Origin of the sequence: Aquimarina sp. ERC-38 (genome assembly GCF_026222555.1) — a bacterium.
Taxonomy (GTDB): Bacteria; Bacteroidota; Bacteroidia; order Flavobacteriales; family Flavobacteriaceae; genus Aquimarina.
On the sequence record NZ_CP098511.1, the window covers coordinates 619,988 to 636,803 of the forward strand.

14 protein-coding genes and 1 pseudogene are annotated in these 16,816 nt (G+C 37.3%); 5 read left to right on the top strand and 10 right to left on the bottom strand.

Annotated features, from left to right (window positions below):
* Positions 1-48 precede the first annotated feature (48 nt).
* The 5 genes from NBT05_RS02730 (at position 49) to NBT05_RS02750 (ending at position 5,341) form a co-directional block, all read left to right on the top strand.
* Positions 49-1,692, top strand: a complete 1,644-nt coding sequence (locus tag NBT05_RS02730) for an ATP-binding protein (RefSeq protein ID WP_265771894.1) — start codon at positions 49-51, stop codon at positions 1,690-1,692.
* A 244-nt stretch (positions 1,693-1,936) separates the two neighbouring features.
* On the top strand, positions 1,937-2,356 hold the full coding sequence (locus NBT05_RS02735; RefSeq protein WP_265771895.1) for a transposase: 420 nt from the start codon (positions 1,937-1,939) through the stop codon (positions 2,354-2,356).
* A gap of 2 nt (positions 2,357-2,358) precedes the next feature.
* Entirely contained in the window at positions 2,359-2,748 is a 390-nt protein-coding gene (locus tag NBT05_RS02740) for a transposase (protein ID WP_265771896.1), read from the top strand.
* Positions 2,749-2,782: 34 nt separating this feature from the next.
* The gene (locus NBT05_RS02745; RefSeq protein ID WP_265771897.1) at positions 2,783-3,955 is read left to right on the top strand and encodes an IS256 family transposase; all 1,173 of its coding nucleotides are present in this window, start codon (positions 2,783-2,785) and stop codon (positions 3,953-3,955) included.
* 213 nt (positions 3,956-4,168) lie between these two features.
* A complete protein-coding gene (locus NBT05_RS02750) occupies positions 4,169-5,341 on the top strand; it encodes an IS256 family transposase (RefSeq protein WP_265771899.1) in 1,173 nt (390 codons plus the stop codon).
* Positions 5,342-5,346: 5 nt separating this feature from the next.
* Here the strand turns inward: NBT05_RS02750 and NBT05_RS02755 are convergent.
* The 10 genes and pseudogenes from NBT05_RS02755 to NBT05_RS02800 form a co-directional block, all read right to left on the bottom strand.
* Positions 5,347-6,465, bottom strand: a pseudogene (locus tag NBT05_RS02755) (transposase); the annotation flags it as partial.
* A 44-nt stretch (positions 6,466-6,509) separates the two neighbouring features.
* The gene (locus NBT05_RS02760; protein WP_265771900.1) at positions 6,510-6,824 is read right to left on the bottom strand and encodes a transposase; all 315 of its coding nucleotides are present in this window, start codon (positions 6,822-6,824) and stop codon (positions 6,510-6,512) included.
* 263 nt (positions 6,825-7,087) lie between these two features.
* Positions 7,088-8,017: a UPF0236 family protein gene (locus tag NBT05_RS02765; RefSeq protein WP_265771901.1), complete on the bottom strand. Its 930-nt coding sequence runs from the start codon at positions 8,015-8,017 to the stop codon at positions 7,088-7,090.
* 31 nt (positions 8,018-8,048) lie between these two features.
* On the bottom strand, positions 8,049-8,270 hold the full coding sequence (locus tag NBT05_RS02770; RefSeq protein ID WP_265771902.1) for a hypothetical protein: 222 nt from the start codon (positions 8,268-8,270) through the stop codon (positions 8,049-8,051).
* Between the two features lie 67 nt (positions 8,271-8,337).
* The gene (locus tag NBT05_RS02775) at positions 8,338-8,802 is read right to left on the bottom strand and encodes a GNAT family N-acetyltransferase (protein WP_265771903.1); all 465 of its coding nucleotides are present in this window, start codon (positions 8,800-8,802) and stop codon (positions 8,338-8,340) included.
* Positions 8,803-8,979: 177 nt separating this feature from the next.
* On the bottom strand, positions 8,980-10,047 hold the full coding sequence (locus NBT05_RS02780) for a DDE-type integrase/transposase/recombinase (protein ID WP_265771904.1): 1,068 nt from the start codon (positions 10,045-10,047) through the stop codon (positions 8,980-8,982).
* Positions 10,048-10,088: 41 nt separating this feature from the next.
* Positions 10,089-10,421 (bottom strand): transposase, encoded by a 333-nt coding sequence (locus NBT05_RS02785; protein WP_265771818.1) that lies wholly within the window; start codon positions 10,419-10,421, stop codon positions 10,089-10,091.
* Positions 10,422-10,794: 373 nt separating this feature from the next.
* Entirely contained in the window at positions 10,795-12,171 is a 1,377-nt protein-coding gene (locus NBT05_RS02790) for a TolC family protein (protein ID WP_265771905.1), read from the bottom strand.
* Positions 12,164-15,373, bottom strand: coding sequence for an efflux RND transporter permease subunit (locus tag NBT05_RS02795; protein ID WP_265771906.1), 3,210 nt, complete (start codon positions 15,371-15,373; stop codon positions 12,164-12,166). Before NBT05_RS02795 ends, NBT05_RS02790 begins: the two co-directional genes overlap by 8 nt.
* Positions 15,373-16,527, bottom strand: a complete 1,155-nt coding sequence (locus NBT05_RS02800) for an efflux RND transporter periplasmic adaptor subunit (protein ID WP_265771907.1) — start codon at positions 16,525-16,527, stop codon at positions 15,373-15,375. The genes NBT05_RS02795 and NBT05_RS02800 overlap by 1 nt, the downstream gene beginning before the upstream one ends.
* Between the last annotated feature and the right edge of the window lie 289 nt (positions 16,528-16,816).

The window sequence follows — 16,816 nt, forward strand, 5'->3', positions numbered from 1 at the left end:
TTTATAAAGTGAGTATGTTAAGTATTTAAATCAACTTATATTTATTTAATGAAAGAAAACAATCATTTTGATAAGAAATCATTAGCAATAATTGAGGGGAAAAAGGCTAATTGGAAAGAACTCGCTAAGGATTGTGTATGTTTTGCTAATAGTTATGGAGGTAAGATATATATTGGCATTGAAGATAATGACGATTTGCCGGAAAAGAATCAAAAAATAAAAGACGAACATATAGAAAACATTCAAAAACGGATTCCATCCCTAACTCTTAACGTAGGGATAGCTCCAAAAAAAGTAATTGCTGAAAACGGCGGAGAGTATATTGAACTCAATGTTTATAGAAGTTCCCAAACTATTGCCAGCACTACAGATGGCAAATACTATATGCGAGTTTCAGATGAATGTAAACCTATTTTACCAGGAGATTTAGATCGTTTAGTTTCAGAAAAAAATGCTTTTGTATGGGAAGAAAAAGTTGTTAAAAAAATTCCTTTAGCTGACTGCGATATTTCAAAATATGATCAATTTATCAAAGATATTAAAACATCGCAGCGTATAAGTGATTTTGTAAAAGAAAAAACAATTGAAGAAATAACAGATTACTATTTCTTGACCGATAATGGGTTTCTTACTAACCTGGGAGTTTTATGGATCGGCAAAAGAAATCATAGAGCTACATTACACTATGCGCCGTCAGTTCAATTTATTAAATATGATGATAATGAGAATAAAATCTACAAAAAAGTATGGGACGATTATTCACAAAACCCGAAAGAGCTAATTAATGCTATTCTTACGGAAATCCCAGACTGGAATGAGTTTGTTGAAATCTCTGATGGTATTTTCAGAAAAAACATATACAATTATTCACCTGAGGTTATAAGGGAATTAGTTGCAAATGCATTTGCACACAGAAATTACACTATGCGAGGTGATATTTTTATTAATTTATATACAGATAGGTTAGAAATTCATAGCCCAGGATTATTACCATTGGGTGTAACGCCATCTAACATTTTAACAAAATCTGTTCAAAGAAATGCGTTATTATCAAAACTTTTCTACGATTTAAAATTAATGGAAAAAGAAGGGAGTGGATATGATAAGATATATGAAGTTTTATTGGGTAACGGAAAAGAAGTTCCGGATGTTTATGAAGGAGAAGATCGTGTCACCGTTACCATAAAAAAGAGAATTATAAGTAATGAAGTACTTAGGCTAATGGATAAAGCATCAAAAGAGCTACAGCTTAAACAACGTGAATTGATTTCACTAGGATTAATTGCTCAGAATGATGGAATATCTGCAATAGAGTTGTCCAAAATACTCAATATTAAACAAGCAAATGGTCTGATGTCTTGGATTGGTAGTCTTTTAGAAAAAGAAGTTATCAAATCGAAGGGAAAAACGAAAGGAACTTTATATTTTGTAAATCCCGAATTTTTACGAGATGCTAACTTTATTGAAAAAACAAATTTAAAAAGAATAGAACCGCACAGACTTAAGGAGCTTATTTATGAAGATTTAAAAAATTATCCTGAAAGTTCAATAAGTGAAATAAATGAACGAATTGACTTGGAAATAAAACAAAGAACTTTAAAAACAAAATTGGATGAAATGATCCTGGAAAAATTACTTTATAAAAAAGGAGAACGTAAAGGAACTAAATATTTTATCAACAAAAACACGTGAAATAATCAGATAAATGTCGATAAAATGTCGATAAACTAATGATTTCAACTTACCATTAAGCCCTATCAACACTAACTTTTCATTTTAAGATTCTTTAATGTATAGCTAAATCATTGTAAGTTGTCATAGTTTTTAGTTAATTTTAAAGATGTCATATTGAACTGGTTTAAACTTTTTTTGGATAAAAGTCAAGGGTTGCAGAGATTTGTGTTGCAAAACGTAAGTCAAACCAAAACAACCCTTTATGTACTTTGTACTTGACAAAGATATGATAGAAAATTCAATTGTGAGATACCTACCTGAACCTAGCCGTGGTTTTGCACCTACGGTCCCGTTGGTTGAGATTGTTAATGCTATACTTTATAAGCTTAAAGCTGGGGTCCATTGGCGTTTGTTACCGGTAAATGCTTTATTTTCAGGTAAGGTGCTATGCTGGCAGTCGGTCTATTACCATTACCGTAAATGGTGTATATCTGAAACCTGGAAGGATTGCTGGATAAGTTTTCTTGACGCCCATAAGGCTTATTTTGACCTGTCCAGTGTAGATTTTGATGGTAGCCATACCCCTGCCAAACGAGGTGGTGAAGTTGTTGAATACCAGGGAAGGAAGAAGGTAAAGACTACAAATTCTTTATATTTGACTGATAGGCAGGACTTCCCCTAGCAATGTCGGAACCTGTAGCGGGCAACCATAACGACCTGTTTGATATAGGGGTACAGTTCGAGGTAGTCACTACCACCCTCAAGCAAGCTAACATTAATATAGATGGGTTATTTTTAAACGCAGATGCCGGGTTCGATTCTAAAAACTTCCGAGATTCCTGTAACGAACAACAAATTAATGCCAATATATGTTTCAATAAAAGAAATGGAAATAGCGATAAGGATGAATACTTTGACCAAGAACTATATGACGAAAGGTATGCAGTAGAACGTACCAATGCTTGGATGGACAGTTATCGTTCACTCCTCAATAGGTTCGATAGATACCCGTCCAAAAAAGTGTGTCTGTGTAATGAAAAAGTTTCCAACAATTTAACAATTTTACAAAATTAACATCACTGTAAAATTTTAAAAATTGAAGGAAACCATGAACCTTACAAAGAAACAAACAGAATTTGTACTGAGCAAATTTTTAGAAAAGCCAACCGGGCTCAATGATGTCCTGGAAATGGTACTTAACGCAATGCTTTACAACGAGCGCAGCGAATTTTTGGCTACAAATGCTACTGAAGGTAATAAAGCCAATGGCTACCGTTTGGGGAAGGTCTTTGGTCAGGGTTGCCAGTTAGAACTGCGCATCCCCCGGGACCGTCAGAGTATGTTTAGCCCAGTACTTCTAGCCCTGTTCAGGGAGCAAGAAGATTACCTTCGCGAGGTAAGTTTTCAGCTCTACGGTAAAGGGCTTACTACCCGGGATATCGGTGAAGTAATGCAAACTCTCTATGGGCGTCACTATAGCAAAAGTAGCATTAGTAATTTCACCCAAAGCTTTTATGATCAGATGCGCCTATGGCGAGAGCGTACCCTGGAGTCCCACTACCTTGCCATCTTTATAGATGGGTTGCAGGTAAAGGTCAGGCGCAACGGTAAATACCAGAACGAATGCTATTATATTATACTGGCCTTAAAGGAAGATTATACCCGGGAGGTCATTGCTATAGAAACCCTGCCCAATGAATCAGCTACAGGTTGGAGGTTGGTGCTACAGGGACTTAAAGAACGGGGGTTACAAACAGTTGGGCTGGTGGCCTCGGATAACTTGAGTGGTATTACCTCAGCTGTAGCCAGCGTGTGGAAAGCTACCCCGCATCAGTTGTGCTGCGTACACTTACAACGAAACTTGCAGGCAAGGGTACGCCATCAGGATAAAGCAGAACTGGCAAAAGACCTAAGGGAAGTACTCTCGCCAGGTGTAGTAGACCATACCCGGGAAAAGGCAATGAAAAAGATAGGCCAGATCAAGATCAAATGGAAAGACTACCCAAAACTGATCTCTCATATAGACAAAGTGCCATGGGAAGATTACCTTACTTATCTGGATTTTGACCATAGGGTACAAAGAATGCTCTATACTACCAACTGGATAGAACGCTTTAACAGAAGCGCAAGAAGGACCCTTAAAGTAAGGTCCGGACTCCCTAGCGAAGAATCAGTATTGACCTTAATTACCAGTGTCGCTATAGAAAAAGGCAATAAAAAGTATGCCTATCCCGTATATAATTTTAAATTTGAGAATAAACTAAAAAAACGTGATTGTTAATTTGATTGAAAACTTTTTCTAAACAACCCCAGACACACTAAAATGGACACTACCGTTCGATACTACAACTCTGAGCTGGAAGGGGTTCAACTATCTGTCTTTTGTTGTGATAGCCGCAAAGAAATTCAATAAAAAGAAATCTAAAAAAGAGAGTGTAAATTAAACCTTATCTGAAGATTTAGAATTACTAATTTTAATATTTACTCAGATAAGATGATAACTACAGAACAACAAGAATTAGAGAAGAAAGCCCTTGAGCAATTTATGACGGGCAAGAGTTTATTTGGCAAGGACGGTGCATTTGCACCGATACTAAAGAGTTTTATAGAAAAAGCTTTAGAAGCAGAGATAGAGTTTCATTTAAGCGATGTTGAGCGTTTAAAAGGCAATAAGCGCAATGGCAAATCCAAAAAGACGGTTAAGAGCAGTGAAGGTACTTTTGAGATAGAAGTCCCCACAGATCGTCAAAGTAATTTTGAGCCAGAATTAGTTAAAAAACGCCAAACGATTCTAGCAGAGAACTTATCGGAGAAGATTATTGGTTTATATGGTCTTGGGATGGGTTTACGCGACATCTCAGCTCATATTAAGGAGCTCTATGATACCGATATCTCTCATACGGTATTGAGTCAGATTACTGATAAGATCATTCCTGATATCAAGGCTTGGCAGAGTCGTCCTTTAGAATCGATGTACTGTATTGTTTGGCTAGATGCTATGCACTATAAAGTCCGGGTTGACGGTAAGGTAGTACACAGGGCTCTTTATAACATTTTAGGTATTAATAAGTCCGGATACAAAGAAGTACTAGGGATGTATGTCTCAGAGAGTGAAGGGGCTAATTTTTGGCTACAAGTACTTACGGATCTTCAAAACAGGGGTTTGCAAGATATTTTAATTGCCTGCACAGACAACCTAAAAGGCTTTACTAATGCTATTATCAGTGTTTTTCCCAAAGCCATCACTCAACTTTGTATTGTCCACCAAATTCGTAATTCCTTAAAATGTGTAGCCTCCAAGGATCAAAAGGAGTTTTTAAAGGATTTAAAAAAGGTGTATCGTGCTGTTAGTAAAGATATGGCCGAGGAGGAACTTTTACGGTTAGAAGAGAAATGGGGTAGTAAATATCCAGTGGTCCTTAATAGTTGGCAGAACAACTGGGAGGAACTCTCACAGTATTTTCAATTTAGTGCCCCTATCCGTAAGATGATCTATACCACTAATGCCGTGGAAGGTTTTCACCGTCAAGTGCGCAAGGTAACTAAAACTAAGGGTGCATTTACCAATGATATGGCTCTGCTCAAACTAGTTTATTTAGCCACTAAAAACATTCAGAAGAAATGGACATCCCCTTTACAGAACTGGAGTTTAATTAGGGTCTGCTGAAAAACTCAGCCTTCATTGATTTTCAAGTTTATGATCGAATTGGTTTGGTTTTGAATAAAGTTTTCACTGAATAAGATTGCTTTTATCCAATAGAGTGCCACCTCAGCCAAATGGACTAAGTTGAGCACTAATATGATACTTGCAATCCAAGACTCACTGGTATTTTCAAGCCTTGCCCTTATACGGTTTAAACCATATGCTGTCTTTGCTTGACCAAACTTTCCTTCAATTGGATTACGTTCCCCAGGGCTTACTTGATTTGACAAAGCCTTTTTGGAGGGCCTTTCAAGGGGTTTGGCCCTGAGATTGATCCCTTTTTCTTTTAGGTACTTACGGTTCTCTCGGGTACAATATATTTTGTCAACCAAAACGTTCTTTGGATAATGACCAAACCGCTTTCGGTACTTCTCCACACAATCTTTCAATCTGGTACCCTCATTGTAGGCTTCCCAACTAGTATCATCCAAAAATGAAAAACCATCTACCAGTGCCATGTTTATCTTGGCACCAAACTCCACTTTTGCATTTGTTTTCCCACGCACTATGGGACGAACATGGGGTTGGTGAATGCTCACAATCCTATGGTCTACACTTTTGGTCTTAGTATCGTACATCAACTTTTGTTGCCTGTAGAGTTCCTGGATGACCAGCCAATATTTATACTCTTGCCTATCGAAAGGGATCCGGTCAAGGGTATCCAAAATACCTTCGATGGAACGTATATTCCTATGGAGATACTTTAATTGCTTCCCTATAGCAGACCGTATCTCTTTATGTGTTTTTCTTTTCTTTTGCGCTGTCTTTAGATATTCTTTCCTTGCTTTTTCCCTGTAGTTCCTCGGTTTAGTCTCTAAAGGGGAAAGTTTATAGGCAATATCCAACAATGATTCGGATTTCTCGCGCGCATCATTGAGCAAATTTAGATCCGTAGGATATGCTATATCTTGTGGACAAACTGTTGCATCAACGATCAAAGTCCCTTTGTGAGGTGGGTCTTCACCATCATCCCTTGCATCATTTGATCCTTTTTCTCTAATTTGTTCTGCTTCTCGTTTTATTTGTAAAATTCGCTGGTTAATAGCATTAATCTGTTCCAAACCAAGACGCTTGCGGAACTCTACGAAAAGAGAAGGGTCGAACGCAGGTGCATCACTAAATGAAGAATAGCCTAGAAATACTGCATATAGATGTTCTCAGAAATCTGATCAACCGTCTCCCTATCATCTAAGTTGCATAAATGTTTGATGATGATTGACCCCAAAACAACTCTTGGGCTTAAATCAGGACGGCCTGTCGATTTTTCCGGAAAATGTTTGCGATAAATGGAACACAGTTCATCCCAAGGAAGTAGCTTAGCCAAACGAACCCAACGGTTAGCAGGGTTCAATTCTCTCTCAAAAGGACTCTCAAAACCTTCTAAAACCAACTGGTTTTGACTTACATATTTGGGAGTAGGTGCACGCTTTTTTGAATGTTTTGTCATAATAACCTTGCACTTGATTGCCTAAATATAACTATAATGCCTTATAAAACAATAGATAAACAGTTTCTCAGCAGACCCTAATTATCCAGCAATTATATATCAAATTTGGGGATCGGGTAGAACTTGATTTGGAGGTAAAACCAGGTAGTTCGTGACGCTACCGCTAGGGTTCATTTTAAAAACAATTCGATTTTTTCAAATCAATTTTGTGAAAAGAAAAAATCAAATTATTTTTAAAACGTAAAAATAAATTTAGACAGAGTTTAGTCTACACAATCTAATTGTTTGATTCTGTGTTCTTGATTGCTTTTATATACCACTCTGAGTTGTGCCATTTGTCGGAACCCTTCCATAGTCCATCGCTGGCCTGATAGTTTTAAGCGTTGTTGTAATACATCTTTATGAGCAGATTCAATAGCACCTGAACCGATAAGAAGCCCTTTTTCGAGATATCTGTGGTATTGCATCCTGTCTCTGTTTTGTTTGTAATAACTGATTAGTCTATTTCTCTTTGCTGTGGTTTTTTGTTGTTTAGGTAATTCTTCAAGTACTTCGATAATAAGGTCAATACCTTTGTCTAATATCTGTTGGGAAAGCTTATTTATCCAATCATGCCTTTTGTTTTCATCCTTGTAATATAATTTGGCAAATTCGCATAAATGTTCTTTACTATGGTAATAATCTACAATTTGTATACTCTCGGGATAGTATCGTTCTACCCACTTCCAAATCCACCTGGCACCATCAGCGATAAAGACAAGGTTGTTCAGGTTCTCTAGATGATAGTCCATCTTAGAGGTGAACTCTTTATGATCCCCCAGGTGGGTAATATAAGTCGAGCTAGTTAGCTCCGTCCGGCTTGGGCTTACTTCAACAATATCTTTGGGTTGGTAGACCCTACCTAACTTACTTTCCTTCCAACTTTCTTCCCGTGTCAGGTACATAGCTCCATCGACACTTACGTAATGAAGTTCATTAGCCTTCTGATAATCATATTCTTTGTAAACCTGCTCTGAGATAACTTTGGTATCAGCATCTTCTATCCACTGCCCATACCTATGGCAGATACGCTCTATTTGTTTGGCATTGACACCTGCCCCCGTTAAACTATTGATAACTTGTTCGGCATCGCTGAAAACTAAGTGTTGCCCTATGAAACACATCGTCTCTTGGGCTAGGCTACTAATAGCCATACTACCCGGACTTTTAGCTATAATATGAGACTTACATACTTCTATCTTTCCGTATCGGGTGTGAAGTTTTTTTTAAGTTCTTATCATTTGGTATAGCTCCAACTGATAGCTGTAGGACTTCCTGCTCTATCTTTTCCATCATAAAGGCATATGTAAACTCATATTGATAACCATTCTCCATACGCTTTGGATCGGACTCCCATTCTGTAAAATGCTTCTCAAATATAGCTAAAGCTTCGGCTTTTTTACTCATTATATTTTTATCCCTAAGATAACTATTTCTTCCTAAACGGATTTTTGTCGTACAACCGATTCTAAACCTACTCCAATACCTTCTCAAAACAAACACTATTTATAACCCCAACGTAAGGTTCGTAATTTGGAATGACCTGGTATCCGTTGCGTTTGTATAACGAGATGGCTTCCGGTTGTTTTTGTCCGGTTTCGAGTCTGCATTTTTTAAACTGAAGAGCATACGCCCATTCCTCTAAGTCTTTTAATAAATTAGCCGCTATACCTCTACCTCTGTAGTCAGGTAAGGTATACATTCGCTTAACTTCTACCGTATCGGCATTTACTTCTTTAAAAGCGCCACAAGCAACCGCTTTATTTTCTATATAAAATACCAAAGCGTGGTTCAAATGTGTAATTCCATTAAATTGTGCATAAAAAGAATGATCTTCTCCATCACGATTTGCCAAATCCGCATCTAATTGTTTAACAAGGTTGATAAAATCTTCGTTTGTAGAATCGGTTTTTAAAATATGTAATTTCTGGGCTTTCAAGGTTGGAATTGGTTTTAGTTAGTTAGTTATTTGGCAAAAGGCACTAGGCAAAAGTTTTATGGTTATTCGGTTGTTGGGTTATTTAGTTATTATGTTACTAAGTTATTTAGTTATCTTTCGTGGAATGATCTCTCATAATATTGTTTGACAGTTTCTACTAAACTACCCAACTTGTTGTTAAGAACTTTTCAGGTTTACTATATTTATTTTTATCATATTTATAATAGCTAGGCAAGCGGAAAAGAGCACTGCTGAGGAGCAACTCTTCAGGAATACCCTAGTTGGCTGCCGGAATACGCAGTAGATTGGGAAGGCAACTTCCCAATCTTTTTTGTGTTCTGTTTGTTGTATTCTAAAGGCCTTTATGCCTAAAGAAAACCTATTATGCGTTTCAAAATCATATAATTCTTTTTTAGGTCGCTGGCTAGGTTCCATTTTAGCAATATCCTCTTCGAAATCAATTACTGTCCGGTAACCCAGTTGCTTTACGGCTCTTTGGGCGTTCATCAAATGTACTACCTTTTGACAACACCTTTTGAGTTCTGCCATATTTTTTGGCGCAAAATGGACTAGGTACATATTCTTTATAATATGGTGCATTTGTTTGCAAGAACCGTTTTGTTTACAACTAGCTGCCCTGCTTATCTTCATCCCCAGCTTAGCTAGTAGCTTACGATAAGACAAAGCATTATATTGAGAACCATTGTCCGAATGGTGTATACACCCTTTTAATAAGTCCGGATCTACTAAGCTAAGCCCTTTACTTAGTGCTTGTAAAGCACTCTGGGCTTTTAAATCCCAGCTAGGGTATAAACTTACTAAACGCTGCGAATATGCATCTTTAATTACAAAGAGGTGGCACCACTGGTCCACTAACCAAAAGTAAGTAATATCAACTACTAACAAACGGTAACAATCATTTATAATAAGGCCGTTAGTTAAATTGCTGTAACCAGACTTCCCTTTCCCATCACTGGTCAAGGGAATAAACCTTTTTGGTTTACTTGCCGTTAAACCAAAACGGCTTATCAATTCTTCAAAACGGGTAATACCCATCGGGATCTTTACCCCTTTTGCCTGCAAAGAGTGGTACATAACCCGGCTACCCATCTGAGGATGGGACATGCGCCATGACCTCACCACATTCAAAACAACTGCCTCCTTTTCTTTAAGGTAATCCTTACGCTGACCAGCATAGTAAACCCCCTGGCGGGTTTTACCTATATGTTTATAGAGTTCCTCCATACTATAATCACGATCCAAACTTTGCACATATCTTACCGCACTTAACCAAACTTTTTTTCAATATCTTCCCCATAATGTTTGGTTGCCGAAGCTATCAAACCACGATGATAATCTATCTGTAGTTGTTGATTACCTATTAAACGCTCCATCTTTTCTATACGGTCTTGTAACTCCTTTAATTGCAAATAATCACTCTCAGTCTCGACCACTATACGTTCGGTAGAAGGGGTACTGCGGTAAAGCTCAATCCACCTATAGATAGCTGTCTCACTAACTGCATAAAGCTTCGAAAGTTGGGATACCCGCATCTTTCCTGTCTCGTATAAACGAACCTTGTCACGTTTAAAACTCTCACTAAATACTCGTCTCTTCATCTTAAAGTCTAATTTAATCGAAAAGTTCTTAACCAAACTATGTGTTAAGCTATTCTATGAGACATCAGAATTTTTGATAGTTGATCTCTCTTAAAATTGTTTGAAAGTTTATAACCACTCCCCATATCTACAAACTTAATACTTTAAAAAATATACTACCTTTCCAAAAATTTAATTTACTATTGAAGGCTATTTAATTGCTAGTTATTTCGACGAAATTATAAACTTATTTAATATCAACAAATCAAAAATTTAAATACCCCTATACTAACATCCTACACTTTATACTTTGTATTTAATACTTTTTCCAAATTAAAAATTCAACTTCATAAAACCTTATTTAGCTATTGCCAGGAGCCTAAACAACTAAAGATTAAAAATCCACATTTAACAACTGCCCGGTCAATTGAAGTAATTGCAATTCAGCCAACTTGGCGTCATATTTAGCCAGGTTTTTATTGGTTCTTGCGTTTAATAGATTAATCTGCGCCTGTCGAAATTCAATTGAGGTAATCTGACCTAACTTAAAGCGTTCTTCGGATCTCTCAAAATTGTTCATATTGGTAATCACATTCTGCTGCTGAATATCATAAATCTTTAAAAGATTTTGATACGTACCTAAAGCATTGGCTAAATTTCTGGCAACATCGTCCTGTATTTGTTTCAGTGCTATCTCTTGATTTTCTAAAGCTATTCTGGCGTTTTTCACCCTGGTAATCGTAGTTCCTCCATCAAACAAATTCCAGGTGAGGTTTACCCCGGCAGATAAGTTATTTGAATTATTAATATTTGGTGGAAAAAACGGACTCGGTGGGTTTCTCGATTGATTCCACCCGTATGAACCATTTAATCCAATGGTGGGTAAATAACCCGATTTACTAACTTTTAAATCGTAGTTATTAATGCTAATATTAGTTTCACTTTGTAGAATAGAAACATTGTTACTCGTATAATCTTGAGTATACGTATTTAAAACCAATTCCGGCACAAAAAATACCGTAGTATCAACTACAGTTTCCGTACTGACTTCTCGGTTCATGATAAAACCTAAATCCCTTTTAGTGTTCGCAATAGATTGGTTAATATTTAATAACGCGATACTATCATTAGCCACGTCCACTTCTGCATTTAATACCCCTAGTTTTGTATTCTGCCCGTATTCGAACTGGTAGGTGGCCCTTTTTACCCGTTCCTGAGAGATTGCCAGGGTTTCTTCTAAAATTTCCTTATTCTCTAATAGCCGAGCCAACTCGTAATAGATACTGAACATCTGAATTAGGGTATTTTCAATGGTTTCACGAGCTTGTAAAGCAGATAAATTATATTGTTCTTTAAGAAGTTTGTAGTTATAAAAGCGACCCAAACCATCAAACAATAGGTAACTTAATGTAATATCCGCATTATAGCGTTGGGTTTCTACTCCCTCAATCACCCGATCAGGTTGCACAACCTGAATACTATCTCCGGTATTCAAATCAATCTGGTCAACAAAGACACTAGGAAAAGTAACCGTGGTTGATGATTTTTGATAGTTAGCCCCTGCATTTCCGGTAAGTTGTGGTAAATAACCAGAGTTTAAAAGTTTCTGATTATTTTCGGCAGCAAGTACCTGGTTGTTAGAGATGGTAATCCCATAATTATTTTCTAAAGTATACCGAATGGCTTCTTCTTTAGAAAGGCTTTGCGCAGAAACAGGGATCATATTGCAAAAAAAACAAGCTAGTATTATTTTTAAAAATACCTTATTCATATTGCTGATGTTCGTTTTGTTCTTTAATCGCACGTTCTACTTCTTCTTTAGTAATTTTATTTCCGGTAATCAACCATTTGCTACCTACTTTAATATTATTACTAAAAGATAAAAATAAGGGTAGCATAAGTAAAGTTAGTACAGTCGCAAAACCGATTCCGTAAGCAATAGAAATTGCCATAGGCTTTAAGAATTGTGCTTGCCGACTTTTTTCAAAAATAAGTGGAGCCAATCCGGCGATGGTAGTTAAAGAGGTTAAAAATATCGCTCGAAAGCGAGAACGTCCCGCCTCAAATAATGCATTATTAAACGTCAATCCTTCCCTTAGGTAACTATTAAATTTTTCAATCAATACCAATCCATCGTTTACCATAATCCCGATAAGGGCAATAATCCCTAAAGCGGATAATACATTGATCGGAAAACCGTGAATCCAATGCCCCCAGGCAACGGCGGTTAAACTAAAGGGGATTAAAAGTAGTAATAGTAGCGGCTGACTGTAACTTCTAAAAGTAAAAGCAATGGTAATGTAAATCAAAAAGAAAATGATAGGAAATACTATCCCGGCCGAACTACTCAACTTAGAAGCTTCGCGGTTCTGACCTTCAAAAGAAGCAGTAATTGTGGGATATTTTGCTTGTAATTCCGGTATTTGAACCGTTCGGATTTCAGTAAGAATGTCCGTAGCACTCTGACTAGGGTCTTTAAGGTCTGCTGAAATCTGTATTTCGCGCTGCCCTTCCAGGTGGTTGACAGCTACATCTCCCCTTTCGATCGTATATTCTGCAATTTCAGAAAGTGGTATTTTACTGCCATCAGGTGTATTGATTCGCATTTCATCCAGATTCGTAATAGAAGAGCGGTTCTCCCGGTCATAGCGTACCCAAACCCTGATTTCGTCTTGCCCCCTTTGAAAGCGTTGTGCTTGTACCCCAAAAAAGCCGGCACGTACCTGGCTCATCACACTACGTAAATCTAGACCAAGCGGATAAGCATTCTCCCGAAGTTTTAAACGGATTTCTTTAATCCCGGCCGGATCGTTATCTGCAATATCTTTTAATCGTGGATCTTTTAGCAGTACATTTTTTAATTCGACTTTTGCTGCCTTCAATTCTTCAATATTATTACTTAATAAAGATACAGATACCGGGCTACCCCCAAAATTTCCACCGGAACCAAAGATCAAACGCTCCGTTCCGGGAACAGGGCCTACCATGTCCCGTAACCGATTAGCAACTAAATTTGAATTTACTGCATCCGGACGTTCTTCTCCGGGAAGCATGTTGATCGTTAAAGTAGCATTTGAAGCACTGGTAAGGCGTTTAATCGTATTTTCAAAAAGCATTACGTCTTTATACTCCGGTGCATCCAGATATTCTTTAGTCAATTCTTTATTTAAAAGAATAGCTTTATCTTCAATCATACTAATTAAAGAGTCTGTAATCCGTTCGTTAGTACCGTTAGGCATTCCTAAATCTATCGTAATCCGGTCACTAGCAATTCTTGGAAATAAAGTAACCCCTACGATTCCCCCACCAATAGAACCTATTGTTAAAATTAAGGCAGCAAGAAAAATAGCAAAGGTTAAAAACTTGTTTTTAATGGTAAATTTTAAGGCCGGACTATACAGGGTATCTCGCAACCAGTTCATTACCTTATCTCCGTAGGTATTGATCGTACGCATTTTGCTGAAAAATCCCATAGAAGTAACAGTAGTAGTATTTTTTGAAACTCGTTTTAAAGCTTTGGAATGAGCTAAATGCGCCGGTAAAATAATAAGGGCTTCTACCAGAGAGACTAAAAGAGTAAGAATCACAATCACAGAAACTTCACCAAAAAATTCTCCGATACGACTATCTAAAAACAAAAAGGTCGAAAATGCCCATATCGTAGTAATAATAGCGGAGATAATAGGCGGAATCACTTCTAGAGTTCCATCGATAGCAGCCTGTACGGGAGTCTTACCCCGTTCATAATGTTGATAAATGTTTTCGGCAATTACAATCCCGTCATCTACCAGGATTCCAATTACAATAATCATCCCAAATAAGGACAAGACATTAATGGTTACATCAAATTGCCCGGCAAAAATAAACATTCCTAAAAAAGCAACCGGTAATCCAAAGGCTACCCAAAAAGCCAAACGGGTATTTAAAAAAACAGAAAGGAACAGCAACACTAGTAACATTCCTACCACGGCATTTTCGGCTAACAAAGCTGTACGTTGATTTAAAGTAATAGAAAGATCCCTAACCACATCCAGTTGAACGTTATTATATTTTTGGTTAAAATCTTCAATATATACTTTGACTTTATCTGCAGAAGCAATTAGGTCTTCGTTATTCGTACTGGTAATTGATATGGCTACCGATAGATTTCCGTTAAAATAAGACACATTCGGAGTTTCAGCAAAACGGTCCCGAACCTCTGCTACATCCTTTAAACGAATCGTTTGTCCGTTCGGATTAGAGCGTACTACCAGGCTTGAAAGTTCATTCCCGTAATAGGATCGGTTATTCGCCCGGATAAGGTATTCTTCTTCGTTTGTTTTAATAGTTCCTCCGGTAACCAAGATATTAGCACTGCTTACCGCTTCGGCAACTTCACTAAAGCTAAGCTGATAGGCTAATAGTTTATTCTCGTCGACGGCAATTTCAATTTCTTCGTCAGGATAACCTAACACTTCAATTTGTGAAATACCATCAATAGCTCGCAAATCATTTTCAATTTGCCTTCCAATTTGTTTTAAGGTTGCCAGCGAAATATTTTCTCCGCTTACAGCAAAACTAATTGTTTCCCGGACTTCTTCTAATTTTGAAACAACTAAAGGTTCCATTCCGGTAGGAAAAGAAGGTACTCGATCTACTGCATTTTTAACCTCTAACAACATGAAATCGATATCCTCTCCCTTTTCGATTTCTACATTAATAGTACCACTGTTTTCTCGGGAAGTTGAGGTAACCCGGTCTACTCCTTCAAGCCCTTTCAGGTTATCTTCTATTTGCAACACAATCCCTTCTTCAATTTCTTGCGGAGAAGCTCCCGGATAGGTAATAGCAATGCTGATAAATTTAGAATCCACCAAAGGAAAAAAGGAAGATTTCATGGAGAGCGCCCCCACGATCCCAAAAACAAAAAAGGCAATAACTACCACGTTTACAGCAACGTGGTATTTAATAAAATAGGCGATGATTTTTCTCATTAGTCAGCCAGCGTTTGAGAAGTTCCTACTGCATTTTCCTTTTTACTTTCTTGAAAAGGAGAGACTAACATCCCGGCATATGCTCCCGGAACACTTTTAGATAATACTACTGTACCATCCGGAATGCCTTGAAGAACCATCTTTTTATCTGAAAAATAGACGGGTTGCACGGGGATGACATCTAGAATACTATCCCTTACAATATACACTTCATTGTCAGATAATAATAAACTACGATCCATCTCAATTGCATTTTCCTGTTCTTTTCCTTTAAGTACAGCTTCGAGGTACATACCTTCTCTAAGGGCAGGGTCTGATATTTCAACAAACGAAGTAATCGTTTGCGAAGCCTGATCGACACTCCCGTTAACCCGTACAATATGACCAAGGTAGGTTTTACTACTCTTCAAATCTTTTAAGGTAACTTTGTTACCAATCGTTAGGAGATCAGCATATTCTTTTGGGATGGCAATTTCCATTTCGTAGGTTCCCGTTTCAATAAATTCTCCTAATTTTTGACCCGGTCTGATCAACGTACCCTCATTTACCAAAGCCTGGGTTAAAACCCCCTTAAACGGAGCAACAATGGTATACTTAGAAAGCCGTTGTTCCAGGTTTTTTACATTGTAGTACGAACTATAAATATTACGACCGGTGATAAAAAACTTTTCCTGGTCAGATGTCACTTCCGGAAGTTCAGGAGTCGCTTTACTCATATCAAAACTATCCAGGTAGGTTTGCCATTTGTCAAAAAAATCAGGATAATCCAAACGAAGGTCCGGCATAATCGATGTAATTAAATTGTATAAATTACTTTTTGCCGATTGTACCGAAGCATAATACTCCGTCGCATCCATACGTATCAATACCTGACCTCTATTAAAAGTCTGTCCGGTTCTAAATAATTTTGCTCCACCTCTAAATACCCCCTGAACTTCAGCGTAAAGTTCCAGGCGTCTTTTAGCAATCAGACTACCAGTAGATGCAATTTCGATAGGAACTGCGGTATTCTTTACCGTATCCGTAAAAACGGTTTTGATTACTTTATCCGGTTTGGGTTTAGGGCGTTTTTTATTTGCAATGATCGTTTTAGCACCAAAAAAAGCACCAACAATCAATAATACGCCTAAAATTGAAAGTATAATTTTTCTCATATATTGGGGTTGTCTTATGATAGCATACCAACTATCCAGACAAAACTATTAAGTAGCTGCTAGTCCCGTAGTTAAGGAAGTCATAAATGTACTATCTATAATTAACAAGGTAAACTTTACTAAATATTCTATTTGTAAGGTGTATTTAGTTCTATTCTTCAAATATTAGCATAAACCAAAGATGAATACAACCTTTCAGGAAAGAAAAAATCAAGTAATAGAAATTACTATTAAGGAAGACCGGTATGAAAAATCACTTGAATTTAATCAAAAGCAATGCGAATTGAGG

Coding starts and splice junctions, on each gene's coding strand:
- NBT05_RS02765 (WP_265771901.1), bottom strand. CDS start 8,017: ATGGCTATTAGTAGCCTAGCCCAAGAGACGATGTGTTTCATAGGGCAA.
- NBT05_RS02760 (WP_265771900.1), bottom strand. CDS start 6,824: ATGACAAAACATTCAAAAAAGCGTGCACCTACTCCCAAATATGTAAGT.
- NBT05_RS02740 (WP_265771896.1), top strand. CDS start 2,359: ATGTCGGAACCTGTAGCGGGCAACCATAACGACCTGTTTGATATAGGG.
- NBT05_RS02800 (WP_265771907.1), bottom strand. CDS start 16,527: ATGAGAAAAATTATACTTTCAATTTTAGGCGTATTATTGATTGTTGGT.
- NBT05_RS02750 (WP_265771899.1), top strand. CDS start 4,169: ATGATAACTACAGAACAACAAGAATTAGAGAAGAAAGCCCTTGAGCAA.
- NBT05_RS02795 (WP_265771906.1), bottom strand. CDS start 15,373: ATGAGAAAAATCATCGCCTATTTTATTAAATACCACGTTGCTGTAAAC.
- NBT05_RS02745 (WP_265771897.1), top strand. CDS start 2,783: ATGAACCTTACAAAGAAACAAACAGAATTTGTACTGAGCAAATTTTTA.
- NBT05_RS02780 (WP_265771904.1), bottom strand. CDS start 10,047: ATGGAGGAACTCTATAAACATATAGGTAAAACCCGCCAGGGGGTTTAC.
- NBT05_RS02790 (WP_265771905.1), bottom strand. CDS start 12,171: ATGAATAAGGTATTTTTAAAAATAATACTAGCTTGTTTTTTTTGCAAT.
- NBT05_RS02785 (WP_265771818.1), bottom strand. CDS start 10,421: ATGAAGAGACGAGTATTTAGTGAGAGTTTTAAACGTGACAAGGTTCGT.
- NBT05_RS02770 (WP_265771902.1), bottom strand. CDS start 8,270: ATGAGTAAAAAAGCCGAAGCTTTAGCTATATTTGAGAAGCATTTTACA.
- NBT05_RS02730 (WP_265771894.1), top strand. CDS start 49: ATGAAAGAAAACAATCATTTTGATAAGAAATCATTAGCAATAATTGAG.
- NBT05_RS02735 (WP_265771895.1), top strand. CDS start 1,937: ATGTACTTTGTACTTGACAAAGATATGATAGAAAATTCAATTGTGAGA.